An 18174-nucleotide genomic window follows, 5' to 3' on the forward strand; every position below is an offset into this window, starting at 1 on the left:
CGCCAGTCTAGCCAGCCCTCGGCCGGCGACCTTGACGGCAATCAATTGCCGTCAATGCATCAGGTCAGTGAATGGCAGGTACAGCACCTGGTCGTGCTTGTGCAACTGCGCCTCGCACTCCACCACCGCCAACCCATCGGCCCAGCACGCGGCCGTCAGCATCGCCGAACTTTGCTGCGGGTGCAGCGTCACGCACAGGTGGCCGCTGGCATCCGCCACCAACCTGGCGCGCAAATACTGTCGACGCCGGTTGCGCTTGAGCCAGTCGAACCCCGCCGGCAGTTGCAACGGCACCGGCAGGACATCACCCATGCCCTGGGCCCGAAACAGGAACGGCCGTACGACGATCAGCGCGGTAATCAACGCCGCCGACGGATTGCCCGGCAGCCCGAGCCAAGGCTTGCCTTCCACATCGCCAAAGGCCAGGGGCTTGCCCGGCTGGATCGCCAGGCGCCAGAGGTCGATGCTGCCCAAGGCTTCGATGGCTTGCTTGAGGTGGTCCTCTTCCCCCACCGAAACACCGCCCGATGTGATCAGCACATCGCATTCGGCCGCGGCCAGGCGCAACGCTTGCCGACTGGCCAATAACTGGTCGGGCATGACCCCGAAGTCATGCACCTCGACGCCCCAGCCGCGCAACAGCGCGGCGAGGCTATGGCGATTGCTGTTGTAGATCTGCCCCGGTGCCAGTGGCTCGCCCGGCTCGCGCAGCTCGTCGCCGCTGCTGAGCAAGCCCACTTGCAAGGGGCGATAGACGTCCACCTGAGGGACTCCGGCACCGGCGAGCAAACCCAACTCCTGGGCGCGCAGGCGCGTGCCGGCTTCAAGCAGCCGGTCTCCTCGACGCAGTTCCTCACCTTCCTTGCGCACATGGTCACCACTATTGACCGACGGCAACCAGACCCACTCGCCATCGACCTGGCAGCGCTCCTGTGGCACCACCGTGTCGGCCCCCGGTGGCAGCGGCGCACCGGTAAAAATCCGCACGACCTGCCCGGCCTGCAACGGTTCGCCCGGCTCGTCACCGGCAGCGATGCGCCCGGCCAACGCCAGGTAGCCGCCGCCAACCGGCAGGTCAGCGGCCCGCAGGGCATAGCCGTCCATCGCGCTGTTGTCCCAGGCCGGCAGATTCATCGGACACAGGATATCGGCGGCCAACACACGCGCCAGGGCCTGGTCCAGGCCGACCCGTTGCACAGGCGGTGGTGGCGGTGCCTGGTCGAGCAAATGCCGGATCGCCTCATCCACCGGCATCAGCACGCCGCTGTCGCACACCCGGCCGCTCACGAGCGCGTCTCGCATGCGGCAAGGGCGATGCCGTCCTGGGGCTTGAGGTGCGGAGTGAAATTGCACGGGCCAGTGCGGCTGTCCAGTTGCCCGACCAGGATCTTTTCCCAACCGGTCCGGCAAGCCCCCGGCGAACCGGGCAAGCAGCACACCAGCACGCCGTTGCTCATGCCCGCCAATGCCCGCGATTGCAGAGTGGACACGCCGATCTGCGCCAGCGACACCTGGCGGAACAACTCGCCGAACCCGTCCACCTGCTTGTCCAGCAACGGCGCCACGGCCTGGGGGGTGTTGTCGCTCGGGGTGAAACCGGTGCCGCCGGTCATCAACACCACCTGCACCTTGGGGTCGGCGATCCAATGGGAGACCTGGGCGCGAATCTGGTAGATATCGTCCTTCACCAGCCCACGGTCGATGAGCACATGCCCAGCCGTCTGCAACAGGTCCGCCAGGGTCTGGCCCGAGGTGTCGGTGTCGAAGGTTCGCGTATCGCTAATGGTGAGGACCGCGATGTTCAGCGGTTGAAAGAGGCGTTGCGTCAGATGGGCCATGATCAGCCGTCCTGTCAGAAAAGATGGCCCAGCCTGAACCGCAAACGTTGCCGGGCCTATTCCTCCTTGGAGGTACCTCCCTCGGCAACCCATGCAGGAACGATCCCATCCCCCGTAGGAGCTGTCGAGTGCAGCGAGGCTGCGATCTTTCCCGGGCCACTTGAGTCTCAAGCGAAAGATCAAAAGATCGCAGCCTTCGGCAGCTCCTACAGAGGCATCCATTCAGGGCGCCAGGCGGCTGCGTCGCCATGTGCCCTCTTGCAGGCGGTAGTCGAGGCGATCGTGCAAGCGGTCGGCGCGGCCCTGCCAGAACTCCAACCGCTCGGGCCGCAGGCAATAACCACCCCAATGGCCGGGGCGCGTCACGGGCTGATCGGCGAAGCGTCGTTCAGTCTGTGCCAGCAAGATTTCCAACGCGGCCCGATCGGCCAATGGGCGACTTTGTGGCGACGCCCAGGCACCCAGGCGACTGCCTGCGGAACGGGACTCGAAATAGGCATCCGACAGCGCCGGATCGAGTTTGTGGACAGCCCCTTCGATGCGTACTTGCCGCTCCAGCCCCGGCCAGAAAAACGTCATGGCCGCCCGGGGATTCGTCGCCAGGTCCTGTCCCTTGGCGCTTTCGTAGTTGCCGAAAAACGAAAAGCCCTGGGCGTCGAAACCCTTGAGCAGCAACACCCGACAGTGCGGCCAGCCCTGCTCGTCCACCGTCGCCAGCGCCATGCTGTTGGCTTCCACCGGTGGGCTTTCGGTCTCGCGCGCTTGTTGCATCCAGAGCCCGAACAGGGCCATGGGGTCGTCCGGTGCCTGGGTTTCATCCAGGCCGTCGAGGGTGTACTGGCGGCGCATGTTGGCCAGGGAAAGGGGCATGAGGGTGATCTCCACTGTGGGTGTGAGCCAGTGTGGATTCTGCGGTGGTGGCGGGCCTTGATCGTTGTCAATGCCGGTTCTTGTGGTGAGTTGAAGGGCGCTATCGCGAGCAAGCTCGCTCCTACAAGTGATCTGCTGTGTTCACAAGATTCCTGTGGGAGCGAGCTTGCTCGCGATAAAGGCAACGCGGTCCAACAGCTCAACGGCTACTTGAGCCCCAACCGCCGCGCCAGCTTATGCAAGTTGCTCGGATCCACCTCCAACAGCCGCGCCGCCCCCGCCCAGTTCTGCCCGCAACGCTCCAGGGCGTTGAGGATCGCCTGTCGCTGGCAACCATCGACCGCTTCGCTCAGCGGCTGGATCGGTGCATCGAGCGCCTCCAGGGGTGCCTCCAGCAGTGCATGGACCGTGGCGGTGTTGGCGTTGACATCCAAGTCCAGCACCTGCGGCTCCAGGGTCATGATCAGGCTGCGACTGGCGCCCCGGCTGAGTTGCTTCAATGCGGCGCGACTGATCACGTGTTCCAATTCCCGCACATTACCCGGCCAGCTGTACGCCAATAGTGCCTGTTCGGCCGCCGGTGACAGGCGCAAGCCGCGCAGGCCCAGTCGCGTGCGGTTCAGTTCGAGAAAGTGCCCGGCCAACATCAACACATCGTGGCCGCGCTCGCGCAACGGCGGGATCGGCACCGGGTAGACCGAAAGCCGGTGGTAAAGGTCGGCGCGAAACAGCCCGTCGCGGATGCTGTCGGGCAAGTGCCGGTTGGTGGCGGCGATGATCCGCACATCGACGTGCAGCGGCTTGTCCGCCCCCAGGCGCTGGATCTCGCCGTTCTGAAGGGTGCGTAGCAACTTGGCCTGTACGCTCAGCGGCAACTCGCCGACTTCGTCGAGAAAAAGGGTGCCGCCGTTGGCCGCATCGAAACGCCCGGCGCGATCGGTGGTCGCCCCGGAGAACGCACCTTTGACGTGGCCGAACAATTCGCTTTCGGCCAGGGACTCGGGCAACGCCGCGCAGTTGACCTGGACCAGCGGCTTGTGACCACGCCGGGACAGGCGATGCAGGCGGCGGGCGAACAGCTCCTTGCCCACACCGGTTTCCCCCAGCAACAGCACCGGCAGTTCGGAGTCGGCCAGCACATCCAGCTCGTTGAGCAGTTGCTGCAAACCTTCACTGCGGCCAAGGATCTCGCCCTCCTCGGCTGGCAGGCGCAGGTCCGCCTGGTCGCTGCGCGATGCCCGCAAGCTACGGTTTTCCTGTTCAAGTCGAGTGACCCGCACCGCCGCCTCGATCTGCAAGGTACAGCGCTTGAGTTCCTCCCGTGCTCGGCTGTCGAAGGTGCCGGCGTGCAACGCATCCAGGGTGATCGCGCCCCACAGCCGGCCTTCCACATACAGGCTTACGCCCATGCAGTCATGCACCGGCAGCGGTTCACCAACGTGGTTGTCGAGCAAGCCGTCATAAGGATCGGGCAAGCGACTGTCCGGTTCGAACCAGGTCGGTTCGCGCGAGGCCATGATCGCCGCCAGGCGCGGGTGCTGGGCAATCACGAAGCGACGGCCCAGCGCCTCATGGACCAGGCCCACGGTGGCCACGGGCCTGAGGCTGTCATCGTCCAGGCGCAGCAAACCCACGGCGCCACTGTTGAAGTATTCGCGCAAGGTCTGCACCAGGCGCTGCAATCGCACCGCATTGGGCAGCTCGACGATCAGGTCGGCGGCCAGGCTTTCACGCAGCATGGTTGTGATGACCCTCCAGGGTTCGTTTGACCCTTCGCAGTCAGGGTGACAATCACCCTGGAAAAAATTATTCGTTTATTTTCAGCCAGTTAAATCTGGCACGCCGGCTGCAAAGCCCACTCGTCTGTCCCTTCCGGGATTCAACCCAAGGAAACATGATGAGCCTCGAATTGCTGGACCAAAGCCTCGGCCAACTGGCCTGCGACATTCCCGGTGCCACCCGTACCTTCCATCATTACAACCTCGACTTCTGTTGCGGCGGGCAAAAATCCCTGCGCGAAGCCGCCCTGGTTAAAGGCCTGAACCCGCTGCTGATCGCCGATGCCCTGCGCACCCTGCAAGCCGCCGGCGAACTGGGCCATGACTGGCGCGACGAACCCCAGGCGCTCTTGATCGCCCACATCCTGGAACGCTACCACGCGCGCCATCGCGAACAGTTGCCGGAACTGATCCGCCTGGCCCGGCGCGTCGAGCAGGTCCATGGTGCGCGGTCCAGTTGCCCCAATGGCCTGGCCGATCACTTGCAGGACATGTATCAGGAACTCGAAGGCCACATGCTCAAGGAAGAACAGGTGCTGTTCCCGATGCTGCAACAGGGCTTGGGCGAACGGGCCTCGGCGCCAATCCAGGTGCTGCGCTACGAACACGATCAGCACGGTGAAGCCCTGGAGACCATGCTCGCCCTGACCGACCAGATCACCCCGCCTGCCGACGCCTGCAACACCTGGCGCGCCCTGTATCGTGGGCTGGCGGAGTTTCGCGACGACCTGATGCAGCACATCCACCTGGAAAACAATATGTTGTTCGTCAATGCGATGAAGCCCACTCGCTAACCCTCAAACACCGCATTTCCCCTGTGGGAGCGAGCTTGCTCGCGATAGCGGTGGGTCAGACAACTCAATATTGACTGATCCGGCGCCATCGCGAGCAAGCTCGCTCCCACAAGGGATTGATGGTGTTCGACCTATTTTGCAAAGCCCTTGGATCAAATGCCGGCTCTTACCCTCCAGCTCAAAACTGCCAAAAGAACATCGCCTTGGCCAGCACCACGATCAACACCATGTGCCCCAGGATACTGCGGCGCAACCAGCAGGCTCGGTTCGGCGTCAGGCGACCGTTCTTGAGCCAGTACGCCAGCCACAAATAGTGACCGATGATGCTCAGCGCCAGCAGGATCTTCAGGCTCAGCAGCAGACCGAAGCTGTTGCTCAGCGGCTGGCTCAATGCACCGCGATGCTGCCAGGCCAGGGCCATGCCGGCGCCGTACAGCAACAGCACCACGCCGTGCAGGACGTGCCGCGAGCGCTTGGCGATGGCCTGGTCGGCGGCATCCTTGACACCTTGGGCCAGAGGCCGGCGGGCGGCATGCCAGATGAAAACCTCGAAAAACAACGTGCCAATGAAAGCAATGGCCGCCAGCAGGTGCGTGACCAGCAAGACCCCGTACATCATCGATCCCCTCCGCCCCATCGACTCATCCCGGATGCCCATCCACCCGGGCCTTCAGCAGCATCGGCCCGTAGCGCCAGGCGTATAGAACGAACGCCAAGGTCCAGCACAGCCCCGCGAGCCACAGCCCGGCCAACGGCAACAGCAGCACCAATAGCACCCGGCTCAGGCACGCCAGGTTCAGCAGGATGAACGCCAGGGTCATGCCCGCCGGTGGCTCCAGGGCTCGCCCGGTATGGCCCAGGCTGACGCGAGCAATCATCGCCAGGATCAACCCGGCCATGGCGCCGATGGTCAGGCCGTGCACCGCCAGGCTCGGGTTCACCGGCACGCCGAAGTGCCACAGCGCCATGCCCAGGCAGGCCACCGCCAACCAAGCGTAGGCCAGGTGCAACGACCACAGCAGCGGCACCCGCCACAACTCCCGATCATGCCAACGCACCAGTCGGATCCCATGCCCCACCGCCAATGCGGCGAACAACAGGCCGACCCAGGCGCTGGCCACCAGTGCCGGGCCGAAGGCATACAACAACGCCACCAGCGCCGACCCCGCCAGCAACAGGCGATCGAGCCACGGCCAAGGAGCCACTCCCTCGACCCGACCGAGGCCTCGCTGGGTAAAGAATGGAATCACCCGCCCGCCGATCAACCCCATCATCGCCGCCACCAACCACAGGCCGGTGAGCACGCTCTGGCGCTGCAAGCCCTCGTTATGCTGCACCAGGCCGTACACGGATAATCCATCAGCGGCAGCCAACAGCAGCAATACCAGGACAATCGGGTAGTTGCGCTTCTGCCGCACACGCCACAACGTCACCCCCATCAACGCGGCGACCGCCAGGGCAAATCCCAGCTCCAGCAGCGTCAGCAACGGCCAGGGTGCATCGACCAGCCAGGCCAGCCGCGCGCCCAGCCACAGCGCCGCCAGCGTGGCCAGGCGCTTGCCGCTGAGCCCAGGGGTGCCGGTCCAGGTTTGCACCGCCGTCAGCAGGAACCCGGCGATGATCGCCAGGCCGAAACCGAACAGCAGTTCATGGCGGTGCCAGGCCAACCAACCGCCGGCTGGCTGCCAGGCCGACAAGCGCCCGGTAAACGCGGCGAGCCAAAAGGGAATGGCCAGCAGCGCCAGCACGCAACCGGCCAGAAAGAACGGCCGAAACGCCAGGCGCCACAGCGGCGCGATGGCCATGGCCTTGCGACGGTCAAGCACTTGCATACACCACTCCTTTACCTCGCTGAAGCGTCAGCGAGGTACGACAAACCAGGGTTCGAATGATCGGCTATCGAGGCTGGCAGGCCTTGTCTCAGATCAAGCCAACCAGGTGCCTCGGCCAGACACTTGCAAGGGGCTTGCCGTTGTGGGAGCCGAGCCTGCTCGCGATGCGCGCTATCGCGGTCCTGCTGTAGACCGTGGCGCCTTCATCGCGAGCAAGCTCGGCTCCCACAAAAGCTCGCTCCCACAAGGACTGCAGCTGAATGGGGTATTTATGACCCTTTCGTGGTTGTTTTAACCCTGTTGCGCCAGGGTCATTTCTACCCTCTCCAGCCCCAACGCCCCACCAATCAAAGCCTCCAGCCCTGGCCCGGCTCTTGCTCAGCCACGGCATCACCTTTCTCGTCGGGGCCATCCATGAAATCCGTCGTTCTGCCGCTTACCTGGTTCGTCATGCTCTCCTGCGTCGTGGCGCTTGCCAGCGGCCTGTCCCTGAGCCTGGTCTGACTCCGCCCCTCTTTAGCCACCACAAGGATCCATGCCATGGTGCTCCACCGTGTCCATCACCAGATTCTGCGCAGCCATCATCTGTTCGAGCCTTTGAACGAAGAACAGCTCGACGAATTGATGAGCAACAGCCAACTACTGAGCATCGACAAGGGCGACCCGTTGTTCCGTCAGGGAGAGCCGGCGCAGGCCTTTTACTTCGTGATTAGTGGGGCGGTGAAAATCTACCGGCTGACCCCGGACGGCCAGGAAAAAGTCTTCGAGGTCATCGGCGAGCGCCAGACCTTCGCCGAGGCGATGATGCTGATGGACACGCCCAACTACGTAGCGTCCGCCGAAGCCGTGGGCCCGACCCAGCTGTATCGGCTGTCCAACGCCACCTACACGCGGCTGCTACAAAGCAACAGCCGGCTGACCTTCGCCCTGCTCGGCAAGCTCTGCGTACGCCTGCACCAGCGGGTCAACGAGATCGAAACCCTGTCGCTGAAAAACGCCACTCACCGCGTGGTGCGCTACCTGCTGGCGCAACTGGTGCGCCTGCAAACCGTGGACAGTCAGTTCGAACTGCCGATGGCCAAGCAATTGATCGCCGGGCACTTGTCGATTCAGCCGGAAACCTTTTCGCGGATCATCCGGCGCCTGATCGATGAAAAAATCATCACCCAGGACGGTCGCCAGATCGCCATTCTCGATCGCCTGCGGCTGGAGCAATTCGAATGAGCGCGCAGCCCACTTGCCTGTATTGCCAACAGGCCAACCCCGTCGATACCACCGAATGCCACCAGTGCGGCATGCCCTTGCCGGCGGAGGCGGCAAGGGCCGACGAGCGCCGGCTACGGCGCTTCGGTTGGTTCTGTGGCGGGCTGACGATCTTCTGCATCGTCATGTTCTTCTGGCTGCCTCGCAGCATCGTCTGAACCCTCAATCCTGAGTCAATTGCCGGTACAACTGCGGTAGACGCAGCGGCAATTGCTCGGGCTGGCGAATCAAGGTGTAGCCGTTGGCCCCGAACATGTACGGCAGGTAATCCCCCGCTTCGCGGTCGATGGTGATGCAGAACGGAGTCACCCCTTGGCGCCGCGCCTCGAGCACCGCCTGGCGGGTGTCTTCCACGCCGTAGCGTCCCTCGTAGAGGTCCAGGTCATTGGGCTTGCCGTCACTGAGCAGCAACAACAATTTGCTCCGGCGTTTGCAGCCCGCCAACCGTTGCGTGGACTGGCGAATCGCCGCGCCCATGCGCGTGTAGTAACCAGGCTTGAGGCCCTGGATGCGCCCGCGGGTGTGATCGTCGTAACGCTGGTTGAAAGCCTTGAGTTCATGCATGCGCACCTGCTGGCGGCGCAGGGAAGAGAACCCGCACAAAGCGAAATCATCTCCCAGCACCGACAGGGTTTCGCCGAACAGCAACAGGCTGTCGCGGATCACATCGATCACCCGGTGCTCGTCATTGAGGTGAGCATCGGTGGACATCGACAGGTCGGCCAGCAGCAGGCAGGCCAGGTCACGGCGGGTCTGGCGCTGGTCCATGAACAGTCCGCGTTCGCTGCACTGGCCGTGCTGGCGCTCGACATGAAAATCCAGCCAGGCTTGCAGGTCCAACTCCGAACCTTGGGTTTGCTGGCGCAACCACTGGCGATCGTTGCGCAAGTGTTCGAACTGGCGACGCAGGCGCCGGGCCGAGCTTCGCAAGCGCGCGGGCAATGGCTGGGGTTGGCAATCGCGGGAGGTAAAGGTTTGCAGGCTGACGAAGTCGTTCTGCAGGCGTTGCTTGCGATAATCCCACTCCGGCAACAGGATGCCCGCGCCCAACGGGATGTCGTCCACATCGGCCGGGGGCAGGTCCAGGTGCAGTTTCAAGCCACCGCTCTTGCGTATGCGGGTGCGTGACAAGGTTAACTGATCCAGGTCCTCGGCGATGCGCGCGGCGTCCAGGTCTTCGCTGTCATCGGCCCAGCGATCCAGATCCACGTGTTCGGTCCAACTGAACAGGTTTTCCAGACGCACGATCAGCAGCCCACCGTCACGGGTGGTGTCATCGATTCGCTCGGCGCGCTTGCGCCCACCCTGCTGTTCACCGGGCGGCGTCGCCAGGTATTGCTCGGAGTCTTCGAGATTGGCCGCCTGGGGATTGGCCAGGTGTTGGGGTGGGTAGAGCCACAGCGGCAACGGCCAGGCGGCCCGCTCGCTGCGGGGAAAATGTTCGACACTGCCCGGTTCGCGCAAGGCTTGGCACAACGCCCGTTCCAGGGCAGCTTCGACCGGGTTGAGCGTGGCGGGATCGGGGCGCAGGGACAGGTGCGCGTCCACCAGCCGCCGATAGCGAGGGCGCAGCGCCGGGTAGCGCTTCAGTACCGCCAAGGTCCAGCGCTGATTGTCTCGCCCCCAGTGCCTCATCGGCCCCGACTGCGCGGCCAGCAACGCCACCCAGCGGTACAGCTCTTGGTTGAGCACGATGTCGGGAAACGCTGCCAGGCTCGCCGGCAGACGCAGGTTGTCGCCGTCGCAGCAGGCCAGGGGCACTTGCTTGCAGGTGCCGGCGATCTGCTGCAACAGGTTGCGACGCAGCAGCAGGTCGCGGTCGCTGACCGCTTCTACCCCCAGGTGAGGCGCACCGCCGGTGGCCCGGAACAGCACCTGGAGGGCGCGTTGCCGGGGCACCAGTTCGACCCGTGCTTCAGGAAAATCGGCACTGGCCCGACGGGTAATGAAACGGTGCCAGACACTGCCGACCCATTCTTCCAGTTCGAGGGTGAATGCCATGGTTGTTCTCCTATCGACCCGAACCCATTGTGGCGAGGGGATTTATCCCCTCGCCACAAATGAGTTCGGCTTAGTCGTTGTGACGACTCATGACGGCACCACCGCCGCCGGTGCCCGCAGGGCCGCACGCCTACGTTGACGGAAGCTGAACAGGTAGCAGAGCAACCCGGCCAGGAACCCGACGCCGCTGACCAGTCGCGCCCAGAACAGCGGCTTCAAATGATCCACCGTCGCCATGAACGGCAAGGCACTGCCATCCGTCATCCACCGCTGCAACCACACCTGGACCACACCGGCAGCGGTGAGGAACAAGGTGATCATCACCATCGACAGGGTCATCAACCAGAAGCCCCAGATCTCCAGGCGCTGGGCGCGCTCGTCCGAGGCTTCACCCAAGCCGCGCAAGCGTGGCATGGCGTAGCTGATCAGCGTCATCACGATCATCGCGTAAGCACCGTAGAAAGCCAGGTGGCCGTGGGCCGCGGTCAGTTGCGAACCGTGGGTGTAGTAGTTGACCGGTGCCAAGGTGTGCAGGAACCCCCAGACACCCGCGCCGAAAAACGCGGTGACCGTAGTGCCCTTGGCCCACAACGTGGCGGCGCGGTTCGGATGCTGCCGACGACGGTTTTTCACCATGCTGAAGGCGAAGACCACCATCGCCAGGAAAGGCAGCGGTTCCATCGCCGAGAAGATCGAGCCGACCCACAACCAGACCTCGGGCGCGCCGATCCAGAAGAAGTGGTGGCCGGTGCCGATGATCCCGGTGATCAATGCCATGGCGATAATCACGTAGAGCCATTTCTCCACCACTTCCCGGTCCACGCCGGTGATCTTGATCAGGACGAAGGCGAGCATCGAACCCATGATCAGTTCCCAGACGCCTTCCACCCAGAGGTGCACCACCCACCACCAGTAGAACTTGTCGCGCGCGAGGTTTTCCGGGTTGTAGAAGGAGAACAGGAAGAACACCGCCAGGCCGATCAACCCGGTCATCATCACCATGCTGACCGTGGTCTTGCGACCTTTGAGCAAGGTCATGCCGATGTTGTAGAGGAACCCCAGGCATACCACGACGATGCCCATCTTGGTGAGGGTCGGCTGCTCCAGGAATTCCCGGCCCATGGTCGGTAGCAGGTCGTTGCCGGTGAATTTCGCCAGCGTGGCATAAGGCACCGAGAGGTAACCCAGGATCGTCGCCACGCCTGCGGCGGCGAATACCCAGAACAACACGAGCGCCAGTTTCGGGCTGTGCAGTTCTCGGTCGGCCTCCTCCGGTATCAGGTAATACGCCGCGCCCATGAAGCCGAACAGCAGCCAGACGATCAGCAGGTTGGTGTGGACCATACGGGCCACGTTGAAGGGGATCAGCGGGAACAGGAAGTCGCCGACCACGTATTGCAGGCCCATGATCAAACCGAACAGCACCTGCCCGAGGAACAGCATCAGGGCAAACACGAAATAGGGTTTGGCGACAGCCTGCGAGGCGAATTTCAGATGCGGATTAGCCATGCTCATCTCTCAGCCCTCCTTGTTTGGCGGCCAGCCATTGGTATTGATTTTCGAGCTCCACTTGAGGAACTCGGCGATGTCGTCGACCTCCTGCTCGCTCAGGTTGAATTGCGGCATGGCCCGACGTCCCGGAACGTTCAGCGGCTGCATTTTCATCCACGCCTGCAGGAACGGCTTGAAGGCCTCATCGCCACCGCGCCGGTTCACGACGTTGCCCAGCTCCGGCGCAAAATACGCGCCCTCGCCCAACAGCGTATGGCAGCCGATGCAGTTGTTGCGCTCCCAGACGCCCTTGCCGCGTATCACCGACTCCGTCAATTGCGCCTGGTTGCTGCGTTCGGGAAAGGTCTGTTCCGTGTGGTAGGTCAGGGCCAGGAATATCAGGAAGAAGAAGATGCTTCCCCCGAAATAAATATTCCTGGCCATGCCTTTGGTGAAGGTATCTGACATGGTCACTTCCTCATTGCTTGGCGTGACCATTTTAGGAAGCGAGGGGACTGAAACCGCTTGATGGCGATCAAGAATCTCCGATGGTTTTGGTAGGTTGTTCCAACACAACCCGAAAGGCAGATGAGCTTTTGTGGCAGGGGATTATTGTGTGGCGAGAGGATTTATCCCCGCTGGGGCGCGAAGCGGCCCCGACATCCTGTCTGATACGCCGCAGTAGCCGATACATGTGGGGCTGCTTCGCAGCCCAGCGGGGATAAATCCCCTCGCCACAGGGGTTCTGTGTTCACAGGTTCAGGCGGGTGTGATGACGACCCCTATTACACTCGCCAACAGCACCGCCCAGCTCAATGTCAACCCGCGCCACAGGCGCGGCGCATGGCGCAGTTCCATGAAGCCGTCGGCGATCAGCCAGGCCTTGGTCACCGCGACCGCCAGGATGGCGATGGACACCAGCCCGCTGGCGGCGACCTGGCCCAGGGCGACGGTGCCGGTGCTGAGCACGGCCAGCGCCATCCAGCAGGTGATCAAGACACGGGAAACCGACATGAGCACCTCCGCTCAACCGAGAATGTAGACAACCGGGAACAGCAATACCCAGACCAGATCGACCATGTGCCAATACAGCACGCCGGACTCCAACCCGCTGTGTTCCTGCGCACCGTAGCGCCGACGCCGGCAACTCTCGGCCAGCCAGGCGAGGATCACCATGCCCAGCAGCACATGGAGAAAATGAAACGCAGTGAGGATCCAGTACAAGGTGAAGAACGTGTCGCGCTCCATCCCCAAGCCGTTCGCCAGCAGATGGGCATACTCCGTGAGCTTGATCGCCACATAACCGCAGGCGAGCAACAACGCCCCACACAACAACAGCGCGGCGCGACGCGGCCGGTCCCGCCTGACTTGCTCCTGGGCCAGGGCGGCAAACAGGCCAGCGGTGAGCAGGCTGAGGGTCATCGCCAGGCCCGTGGAGCGGTCCAGCAGCTGCCGGCCCTCGCTGAACATCTGCGGGTGCAACGCCTGGGCGACGGTGAATGCCAGGATCAACAGCGCGAACACCGACAGCTCGGCGAGGATGAAAAACCACATCGCCAGATCCCCGGGCAACCGCCGGGGCACGCCAGCGTTTTCAGCCGAAGTGGACATCGACCACATCCATCAACGCAGCAACAGTCTGCGAATCGTCACTCAATGGCTCGGCCAGGCAGGCCAGGCAGGCTTGGCGCGGGTCCATGCCGGAGCCGATCATGCGCGCAGCGAAAATCAACAGGCGCGTTGAGGCGACTTCCTCCAGGTCATGCTGATCGAGCCGGCGCAGCGCCTGCCCCAGCCGTACCACCTGGGCCGCCAGGGCCAGCTCGACGCCCGCTTCGCGGGCGACGATGCGCTCTTCATCGGCCACCGCCGGATAGCCAAAGCGCATCGCCACGAAACGCTGGCGCGTGCTGGGCTTCATGCCCTTGAGCAGGTTCTGGTAACCGGGGTTGTACGACACCACCAGCATGAAGGACGGCGGTGCCTGCAGCACTTCGCCGGTGCGCTCCAGGTACAGCTGCCGGCGATCATCGGCCAGCGGGTGCAGCACCACCGCCGTGTCCTGGCGCGCTTCGACCACCTCATCCAGATAGCAGATGCCGCCCTCACGCACCGCCCGGGTCAAGGGGCCGTCCTGCCACCAGGTGCCCTGGGCGCCGATCAGGTGACGGCCCACCAGGTCAGCCGCGCTCAAGTCATCGTGGCAAGCGACGGTGTACAGCGGCAGTTTCAGGCGGTGAGCCATGTGCTGGACGAAGCGGGTCTTGCCGCAGCCGGTGGGGCCTTTGATCAACACCGGCATGCCGTGATGCCAGGCCTGTTCGAACAGCGCCTGCTCGTTGTCCTGGGGTTGATAAAAGGGTTCGTCGGGGTGCTGCAGAGTGTGGATAGCGTTCATGGCGAGGGCCTGATCAGACAACACGATTGCCGGCCACGCTACGGCCCCCTGCGACAACCTGGCAAGGCCTGCGGCCAGCAAACTTGATCGCCGTCAAGCGGCTCACCACCGCCCTGGGCATAGCCTTGCATCGCACCAAGAACCTGCGCGCCGAACGTCAACTACAGCGCAGCGCGGGTCACGCCTGAGGAGAAATGGAATGCTGATCAGCCACAAAAAAAAGTGGGCTTTGAGGGTGACGGCGCTGTGTACAGCGCTGGTTGTTCCCTACGCTTTCGCCGACCAACCCACCACGCCTGAACCGCCCCGCATGGTCAAGACCGAAGGCGCGCCGGACCTGAGCCAGGCCAACTTCGACTCGGCCAAGGAAATCTATTTCCAGCGCTGCGCCGGCTGCCATGGGGTCTTGCGCAAAGGCGCCACCGGCAAACCGCTGACGCCCGACATCACCCAGTCCCGCGGCCAGGCCTACCTGGAGGCGCTGATCACCTACGGCTCGGCCGCCGGCATGCCGAACTGGGGCACCTCCAACGCCCTGACCAAAGACCAGATCACGGTGATGGCCAAGTTCATCCAGCACACCCCGCCGACACCGCCGGAATGGGGCATGGCCGAAACCCTCAAGACCTGGAAGGTTCTGGTCAAACCCGAGGACCGTCCGACCCGGCAGCTCAACAACCTCAATCTGCAAAACCTGTTTTCAGTCACCCTGCGCGACGATGGCAAGATCGCCTTGATCGACGGCGATACCAAGAAGATCGTCAAGCTGATCGACACCGGTTATGCGGTGCACATCTCGCGTATCTCCGCATCGGGGCGCTACCTGCTGGTGATCGGCCGGGACGCCAAGATCGACATGATCGACCTGTGGCCGAAAGAGCCGACCAAGGTGGCGGAAATCAAGGTAGGCATCGAAGCCCGCTCGGTGGAGACCTCCAAGTTCAAGGGTTACGAGGACAAATACACCATCGCCGGTTCCTACTGGCCGCCGCAGTTCACCATCATGGACGGCGAGACCCTGGAGCCCAAGCAGATCGTCTCGACCCGGGGCATGACCGTCGACACCCAGCAATACCATCCCGAACCACGGGTCGCAGCCATCATCGCCTCCCACGAATGGCCGGAGTTCATCGTCAACGTCAAGGAAACCGGCAAGGTGATGCTGGTCAACTACCAAGACATCAAGAACCTCACCATCACCAGCATCGACGCCGCGCCGTTCCTCCATGACGGCGGTTGGGACAGCAGCCACCGCTACTTCATGACGGCCGCCAACAACTCCAACAAGGTCGCGGTGATCGACTCCAAGGAACGCAAGCTCACCGCCCTGGTGGATGTCGGCAAGACCCCGCACCCGGGGCGCGGCGCCAACTTCAACCATCCACTCTACGGACCGGTCTGGGCCACCAGCCACCTGGGCGATGCCGGGGTTTCCATGATCGGCACCGACCCGATCAAACATCCGCAATACGCCTGGAAGCAGGTCGGTTCGCTCCAGGGCCAGGGTGGCGGCTCGCTGTTCATCAAGACCCACCCGGCGTCGCGCCACCTGTATGTCGACACCACCCTCAGCCCGGACGCCAAGCTCAGCCAGTCGGTGGCGGTGTTCAACATCGACAAGCTCGACGCCGGCTACACCGTGCTGCCGATCGCCGAATACGCCGGCATCGAGAAAGGCGCGCTGCGCGTGGTGCAACCGGAATACAACAAGGCCGGCGACGAGGTCTGGTTCTCGGTCTGGAGTGGTCAGGAAGACGAGTCGGCGCTGGTGGTGATCGACGACAAGACCCTCAAGGTCAAGAACGTGATCAAGGACAAGCGCCTGATCACCCCGACCGGGAAATTCAACGTCTACAACACCCAACACGACATCTATTGAGCCCCATCAATAAGAGGAAAAACCATGAAGCCTATTCTGATTGCCCTGGCCCTGGCTGCCGCCGCGAGCGTACAACCGGCGCTGGCACAAGACGGCCCGACGCTGTTCAAGAGCAAGCCCTGCGCCGCCTGTCATTCCATCGACACCAAGGTGGTGGGCCCGGCGCTCAAGGACGTGGCGGCGAAAAACGCCGGCGTCGCCGGGGCCCAGGACGTGCTCGCCAAGCACATCAAGGAAGGCACGCAAGGCAACTGGGGACCGATGCCGATGCCGGCCAACCCCGTGACGGAAGAGGAAGCCAAGATCCTCGCGGCATGGGTGCTGAGCCTTAAATAATCCTCAGTGAGAGAAACCTCTGTGGCGAGGGGATTTATCCCCGCTGGGCTGCGAAGCAGCCCCCAACAGAGCAGCACCAAATCTGCCTGACACACCGCGATGTCAGGCTTTAGGGCTGCTTCGCAGCCCAACGGGGATAAATCCCCTCGCCACAGGACCGCGCACGACTTTGGTTCAGGAGGACGTCATGGAACGACACAGTGCTACAACCCTGGCGACCGCCCTGCTCTTGGTTTTTTCCTCCAGCGTGCTGGCCTCTCCCGACAGCCAGCGCCAGGCCCAACTGCAACACCTGTTGGACCAGGACTGTGGCGCCTGCCACGGCCTGTATCTGACCGGCGGCCTCGGTCCGCCCCTGACCCACGAGGCCCTGGCCGGAAAATCCCGCGACGGTCTCATCGCCACCGTCACCCTCGGACGGCCCGGCAGCGCCATGCCCGGTTGGGCAGCGTTGCTTGCGCCCGACGACATTCGCTGGCTGGTGGACCGGCTCCTTCAAGGAAAACCCGCCTCATGATCCGTTCCTTTCTGTCCTCCACGGCCATCGCCCTGCTGCTCTGCGGCTGCGCCCAGACACCGTTGCGCGGCACCGGCGATTTGGGCGTGGTGGTGGAGCGCGCCAGCGGCAGCCTGCAAATCATCGAAAGCGACACCCGCACCGCCCTGGGCCGCGTCGAAGGCCTGGGCGATTTGTCTCACGCCTCGGTGGTGTTCTCCCGCGACCAGCGCTACGCCTATGTCTTCGGCCGTGATGGCGGCCTGAGCAAGGTCGACCTGCTGAGTGCGCGTGTCGAACGCCGGATCATCCAGGGCGGCAACAGCATCGGCGGCGCGATCAGCCAGGACGGCAAGCTGATCGCCGTTTCCAACTACGAGCCCGGCGGCGTCAAGGTGTTCGATGCCCTGACCCTGGAACAGGTCGCGGACATCCCGGCCACGCCGTTGCCCGGTGGCGAGAAGCGCTCACGGGTGGTTGGCTTGGTGGATGCACCGGGACAACGCTTCGTGTTCAGCCTGTTCGACACCGGCGAAATCTGGACCGCCGATTTCAGCCTGGGCCTCACCCCGCGCATCGAACGTTTCACCGCCATTGGCCAACAACCCTACGACGCCCTGATCACCCCGGACGGGCGTTATTACATGGCTGGACTGTTCGGTGAAGACGGCATGGCCCAACTCGATCTCTGGCACCCGGAGCGCGGGGTGAAACGGGTACTGGGGCATTACGGGCGCGGCCAGGAGCGGCTCCCGGTGTACAAGATGCCGCACCTGGAAGGCTGGGCCATCGCCGATCAGCAAGCCTTCGTGCCCGCCGTCGGGCATCACCAGGTGTTGGTGATGAACGCCCAGGATTGGCAACAGACCGACGCCATCGCCGTGGCCGGTCAGCCAGTGTTCGTCACGGCGCGTCCGGATGGCCGGCAGTTGTGGGTCAACTTCGCCTACCCGGACAACGACCGCGTCCAGGTCATCGACACCCAGACCCACGCCATCATCGCCGACCTACGACCCGGTCCGGCGGTGCTGCACATGGAGTTCACCGCCCGGGGCGACCAGCTGTGGCTGTCCGCCCGGGATGGCGGTCAGGTGCAGGTCTGGGACCCTTATCGCCTCGAACGCCTGGGCAGCTTGCCGGCCCTGAGCCCCAGCGGCATTTTCTTCAGCAGCCGCGCGCACAAGCCGGGGTACTGACC

General features: G+C 63.6%; 19 protein-coding genes. 7 read left to right on the plus strand and 12 right to left on the minus strand.

Annotated elements, in window-relative coordinates:
- Window positions 1-51 precede the first annotated feature (51 nt).
- The 4 genes from glp to norR form a co-directional block, all read right to left on the minus strand.
- Window positions 52-1287, minus strand: a complete 1236-nt coding sequence (gene glp, locus BLQ55_RS02575) for a molybdopterin molybdotransferase MoeA (RefSeq protein WP_092252660.1) — start codon at window positions 1285-1287, stop codon at window positions 52-54.
- Window positions 1284-1838 (minus strand): molybdenum cofactor biosynthesis protein B, encoded by a 555-nt coding sequence (gene moaB, locus BLQ55_RS02580; protein ID WP_092252163.1) that lies wholly within the window; start codon window positions 1836-1838, stop codon window positions 1284-1286. The genes glp and moaB overlap by 4 nt, the downstream gene beginning before the upstream one ends.
- Window positions 1839-2060: 222 nt before the next feature.
- Window positions 2061-2708 carry a pyridoxamine 5'-phosphate oxidase gene (pdxH, locus tag BLQ55_RS02585; RefSeq protein WP_092252165.1) on the minus strand — a complete coding sequence of 216 codons (648 nt, stop codon included), beginning with the start codon at window positions 2706-2708 and terminating at the stop codon, window positions 2061-2063.
- Window positions 2709-2914: 206 nt separating this feature from the next.
- Complete coding sequence (norR, locus tag BLQ55_RS02590) at window positions 2915-4447, minus strand: nitric oxide reductase transcriptional regulator NorR (protein WP_092252167.1); 1533 nt, start codon at window positions 4445-4447, stop codon at window positions 2915-2917.
- A 158-nt stretch (window positions 4448-4605) separates the two neighbouring features.
- On the opposite strand from norR, the gene ytfE reads away from it, so the two are divergent.
- Window positions 4606-5280, plus strand: coding sequence for an iron-sulfur cluster repair protein YtfE (ytfE, locus tag BLQ55_RS02595; protein WP_092252169.1), 675 nt, complete (start codon window positions 4606-4608; stop codon window positions 5278-5280).
- Between the two features lie 178 nt (window positions 5281-5458).
- Here the strand turns inward: ytfE and BLQ55_RS02600 are convergent, their stop codons facing one another.
- Both BLQ55_RS02600 and BLQ55_RS02605 read right to left on the minus strand, forming a co-directional pair.
- Window positions 5459-5899, minus strand: a complete 441-nt coding sequence (locus tag BLQ55_RS02600; protein ID WP_092252171.1) for a hypothetical protein — start codon at window positions 5897-5899, stop codon at window positions 5459-5461.
- Between the two features lie 22 nt (window positions 5900-5921).
- Window positions 5922-7112, minus strand: coding sequence for an NnrS family protein (locus BLQ55_RS02605; protein WP_092252173.1), 1191 nt, complete (start codon window positions 7110-7112; stop codon window positions 5922-5924).
- 540 nt (window positions 7113-7652) lie between these two features.
- Here BLQ55_RS02605 and BLQ55_RS02615 point away from each other — a divergent pair.
- Together BLQ55_RS02615 and BLQ55_RS02620 are read left to right on the plus strand one after the other, a co-directional pair.
- Window positions 7653-8336, plus strand: coding sequence for a Crp/Fnr family transcriptional regulator (locus tag BLQ55_RS02615; RefSeq protein ID WP_092252177.1), 684 nt, complete (start codon window positions 7653-7655; stop codon window positions 8334-8336).
- A complete protein-coding gene (locus tag BLQ55_RS02620; RefSeq protein WP_092252179.1) occupies window positions 8333-8533 on the plus strand; it encodes a protein DnrP in 201 nt (66 codons plus the stop codon). Before BLQ55_RS02615 ends, BLQ55_RS02620 begins: the two co-directional genes overlap by 4 nt.
- A gap of 4 nt (window positions 8534-8537) precedes the next feature.
- Here BLQ55_RS02620 and BLQ55_RS02625 read toward each other — a convergent pair whose 3' ends face one another.
- The 6 genes from BLQ55_RS02625 to BLQ55_RS02650 form a co-directional block, all read right to left on the minus strand.
- On the minus strand, window positions 8538-10376 hold the full coding sequence (locus BLQ55_RS02625) for a nitric oxide reductase activation protein NorD (protein ID WP_092252181.1): 1839 nt from the start codon (window positions 10374-10376) through the stop codon (window positions 8538-8540).
- An 87-nt stretch (window positions 10377-10463) separates the two neighbouring features.
- Complete coding sequence (locus tag BLQ55_RS02630; protein WP_092252183.1) at window positions 10464-11891, minus strand: cbb3-type cytochrome c oxidase subunit I; 1428 nt, start codon at window positions 11889-11891, stop codon at window positions 10464-10466.
- A gap of 3 nt (window positions 11892-11894) precedes the next feature.
- Entirely contained in the window at window positions 11895-12335 is a 441-nt protein-coding gene (locus tag BLQ55_RS02635) for a c-type cytochrome (RefSeq protein WP_003202495.1), read from the minus strand.
- Between the two features lie 291 nt (window positions 12336-12626).
- Complete coding sequence (locus BLQ55_RS02640; protein WP_092252185.1) at window positions 12627-12881, minus strand: cytochrome C oxidase subunit IV family protein; 255 nt, start codon at window positions 12879-12881, stop codon at window positions 12627-12629.
- 12 nt (window positions 12882-12893) lie between these two features.
- On the minus strand, window positions 12894-13478 hold the full coding sequence (locus tag BLQ55_RS02645) for a cytochrome c oxidase subunit 3 family protein (protein WP_092252187.1): 585 nt from the start codon (window positions 13476-13478) through the stop codon (window positions 12894-12896).
- Entirely contained in the window at window positions 13462-14265 is an 804-nt protein-coding gene (locus tag BLQ55_RS02650) for a CbbQ/NirQ/NorQ/GpvN family protein (protein ID WP_092252662.1), read from the minus strand. Before BLQ55_RS02650 ends, BLQ55_RS02645 begins: the two co-directional genes overlap by 17 nt.
- A gap of 310 nt (window positions 14266-14575) precedes the next feature.
- Here BLQ55_RS02650 and nirS point away from each other — a divergent pair, with 310 nt between their 5' ends.
- The 4 genes from nirS (at window position 14576) to BLQ55_RS02670 (ending at window position 18172) form a co-directional block, all read left to right on the plus strand.
- Complete coding sequence (gene nirS / locus BLQ55_RS02655; RefSeq protein WP_256326528.1) at window positions 14576-16144, plus strand: nitrite reductase; 1569 nt, start codon at window positions 14576-14578, stop codon at window positions 16142-16144.
- Between the two features lie 24 nt (window positions 16145-16168).
- Window positions 16169-16480, plus strand: a complete 312-nt coding sequence (locus tag BLQ55_RS02660) for a c-type cytochrome (protein WP_092252191.1) — start codon at window positions 16169-16171, stop codon at window positions 16478-16480.
- A gap of 187 nt (window positions 16481-16667) precedes the next feature.
- On the plus strand, window positions 16668-16997 hold the full coding sequence (locus BLQ55_RS02665) for a c-type cytochrome (protein WP_092252193.1): 330 nt from the start codon (window positions 16668-16670) through the stop codon (window positions 16995-16997).
- The gene (locus tag BLQ55_RS02670; protein WP_092252195.1) at window positions 16994-18172 is read left to right on the plus strand and encodes a cytochrome D1 domain-containing protein; all 1179 of its coding nucleotides are present in this window, start codon (window positions 16994-16996) and stop codon (window positions 18170-18172) included. The genes BLQ55_RS02665 and BLQ55_RS02670 overlap by 4 nt, the downstream gene beginning before the upstream one ends.
- Window positions 18173-18174: the final 2 nt, after the last annotated feature.

Source organism: Pseudomonas sp. NFACC13-1 (assembly GCF_900104425.1).
GTDB classification, from domain to species: Bacteria; Pseudomonadota; Gammaproteobacteria; order Pseudomonadales; family Pseudomonadaceae; genus Aquipseudomonas; species Aquipseudomonas fluorescens_AA.

Coding starts and splice junctions, on each gene's coding strand:
- BLQ55_RS02615 (WP_092252177.1), top strand. CDS start 7,653: ATGGTGCTCCACCGTGTCCATCACCAGATTCTGCGCAGCCATCATCTG.
- moaB (WP_092252163.1), bottom strand. CDS start 1,838: ATGGCCCATCTGACGCAACGCCTCTTTCAACCGCTGAACATCGCGGTC.
- BLQ55_RS02640 (WP_092252185.1), bottom strand. CDS start 12,881: ATGTCGGTTTCCCGTGTCTTGATCACCTGCTGGATGGCGCTGGCCGTG.
- BLQ55_RS02630 (WP_092252183.1), bottom strand. CDS start 11,891: ATGAGCATGGCTAATCCGCATCTGAAATTCGCCTCGCAGGCTGTCGCC.
- nirS (WP_256326528.1), top strand. CDS start 14,576: ATGGTCAAGACCGAAGGCGCGCCGGACCTGAGCCAGGCCAACTTCGAC.
- BLQ55_RS02665 (WP_092252193.1), top strand. CDS start 16,668: ATGGAACGACACAGTGCTACAACCCTGGCGACCGCCCTGCTCTTGGTT.
- BLQ55_RS02605 (WP_092252173.1), bottom strand. CDS start 7,112: ATGCAAGTGCTTGACCGTCGCAAGGCCATGGCCATCGCGCCGCTGTGG.
- norR (WP_092252167.1), bottom strand. CDS start 4,447: ATGCTGCGTGAAAGCCTGGCCGCCGACCTGATCGTCGAGCTGCCCAAT.
- BLQ55_RS02660 (WP_092252191.1), top strand. CDS start 16,169: ATGAAGCCTATTCTGATTGCCCTGGCCCTGGCTGCCGCCGCGAGCGTA.
- BLQ55_RS02635 (WP_003202495.1), bottom strand. CDS start 12,335: ATGTCAGATACCTTCACCAAAGGCATGGCCAGGAATATTTATTTCGGG.
- BLQ55_RS02650 (WP_092252662.1), bottom strand. CDS start 14,265: ATGAACGCTATCCACACTCTGCAGCACCCCGACGAACCCTTTTATCAA.
- BLQ55_RS02600 (WP_092252171.1), bottom strand. CDS start 5,899: ATGATGTACGGGGTCTTGCTGGTCACGCACCTGCTGGCGGCCATTGCT.
- ytfE (WP_092252169.1), top strand. CDS start 4,606: ATGAGCCTCGAATTGCTGGACCAAAGCCTCGGCCAACTGGCCTGCGAC.
- BLQ55_RS02645 (WP_092252187.1), bottom strand. CDS start 13,478: ATGTCCACTTCGGCTGAAAACGCTGGCGTGCCCCGGCGGTTGCCCGGG.
- BLQ55_RS02670 (WP_092252195.1), top strand. CDS start 16,994: ATGATCCGTTCCTTTCTGTCCTCCACGGCCATCGCCCTGCTGCTCTGC.
- BLQ55_RS02625 (WP_092252181.1), bottom strand. CDS start 10,376: ATGGCATTCACCCTCGAACTGGAAGAATGGGTCGGCAGTGTCTGGCAC.
- BLQ55_RS02620 (WP_092252179.1), top strand. CDS start 8,333: ATGAGCGCGCAGCCCACTTGCCTGTATTGCCAACAGGCCAACCCCGTC.
- pdxH (WP_092252165.1), bottom strand. CDS start 2,708: ATGCCCCTTTCCCTGGCCAACATGCGCCGCCAGTACACCCTCGACGGC.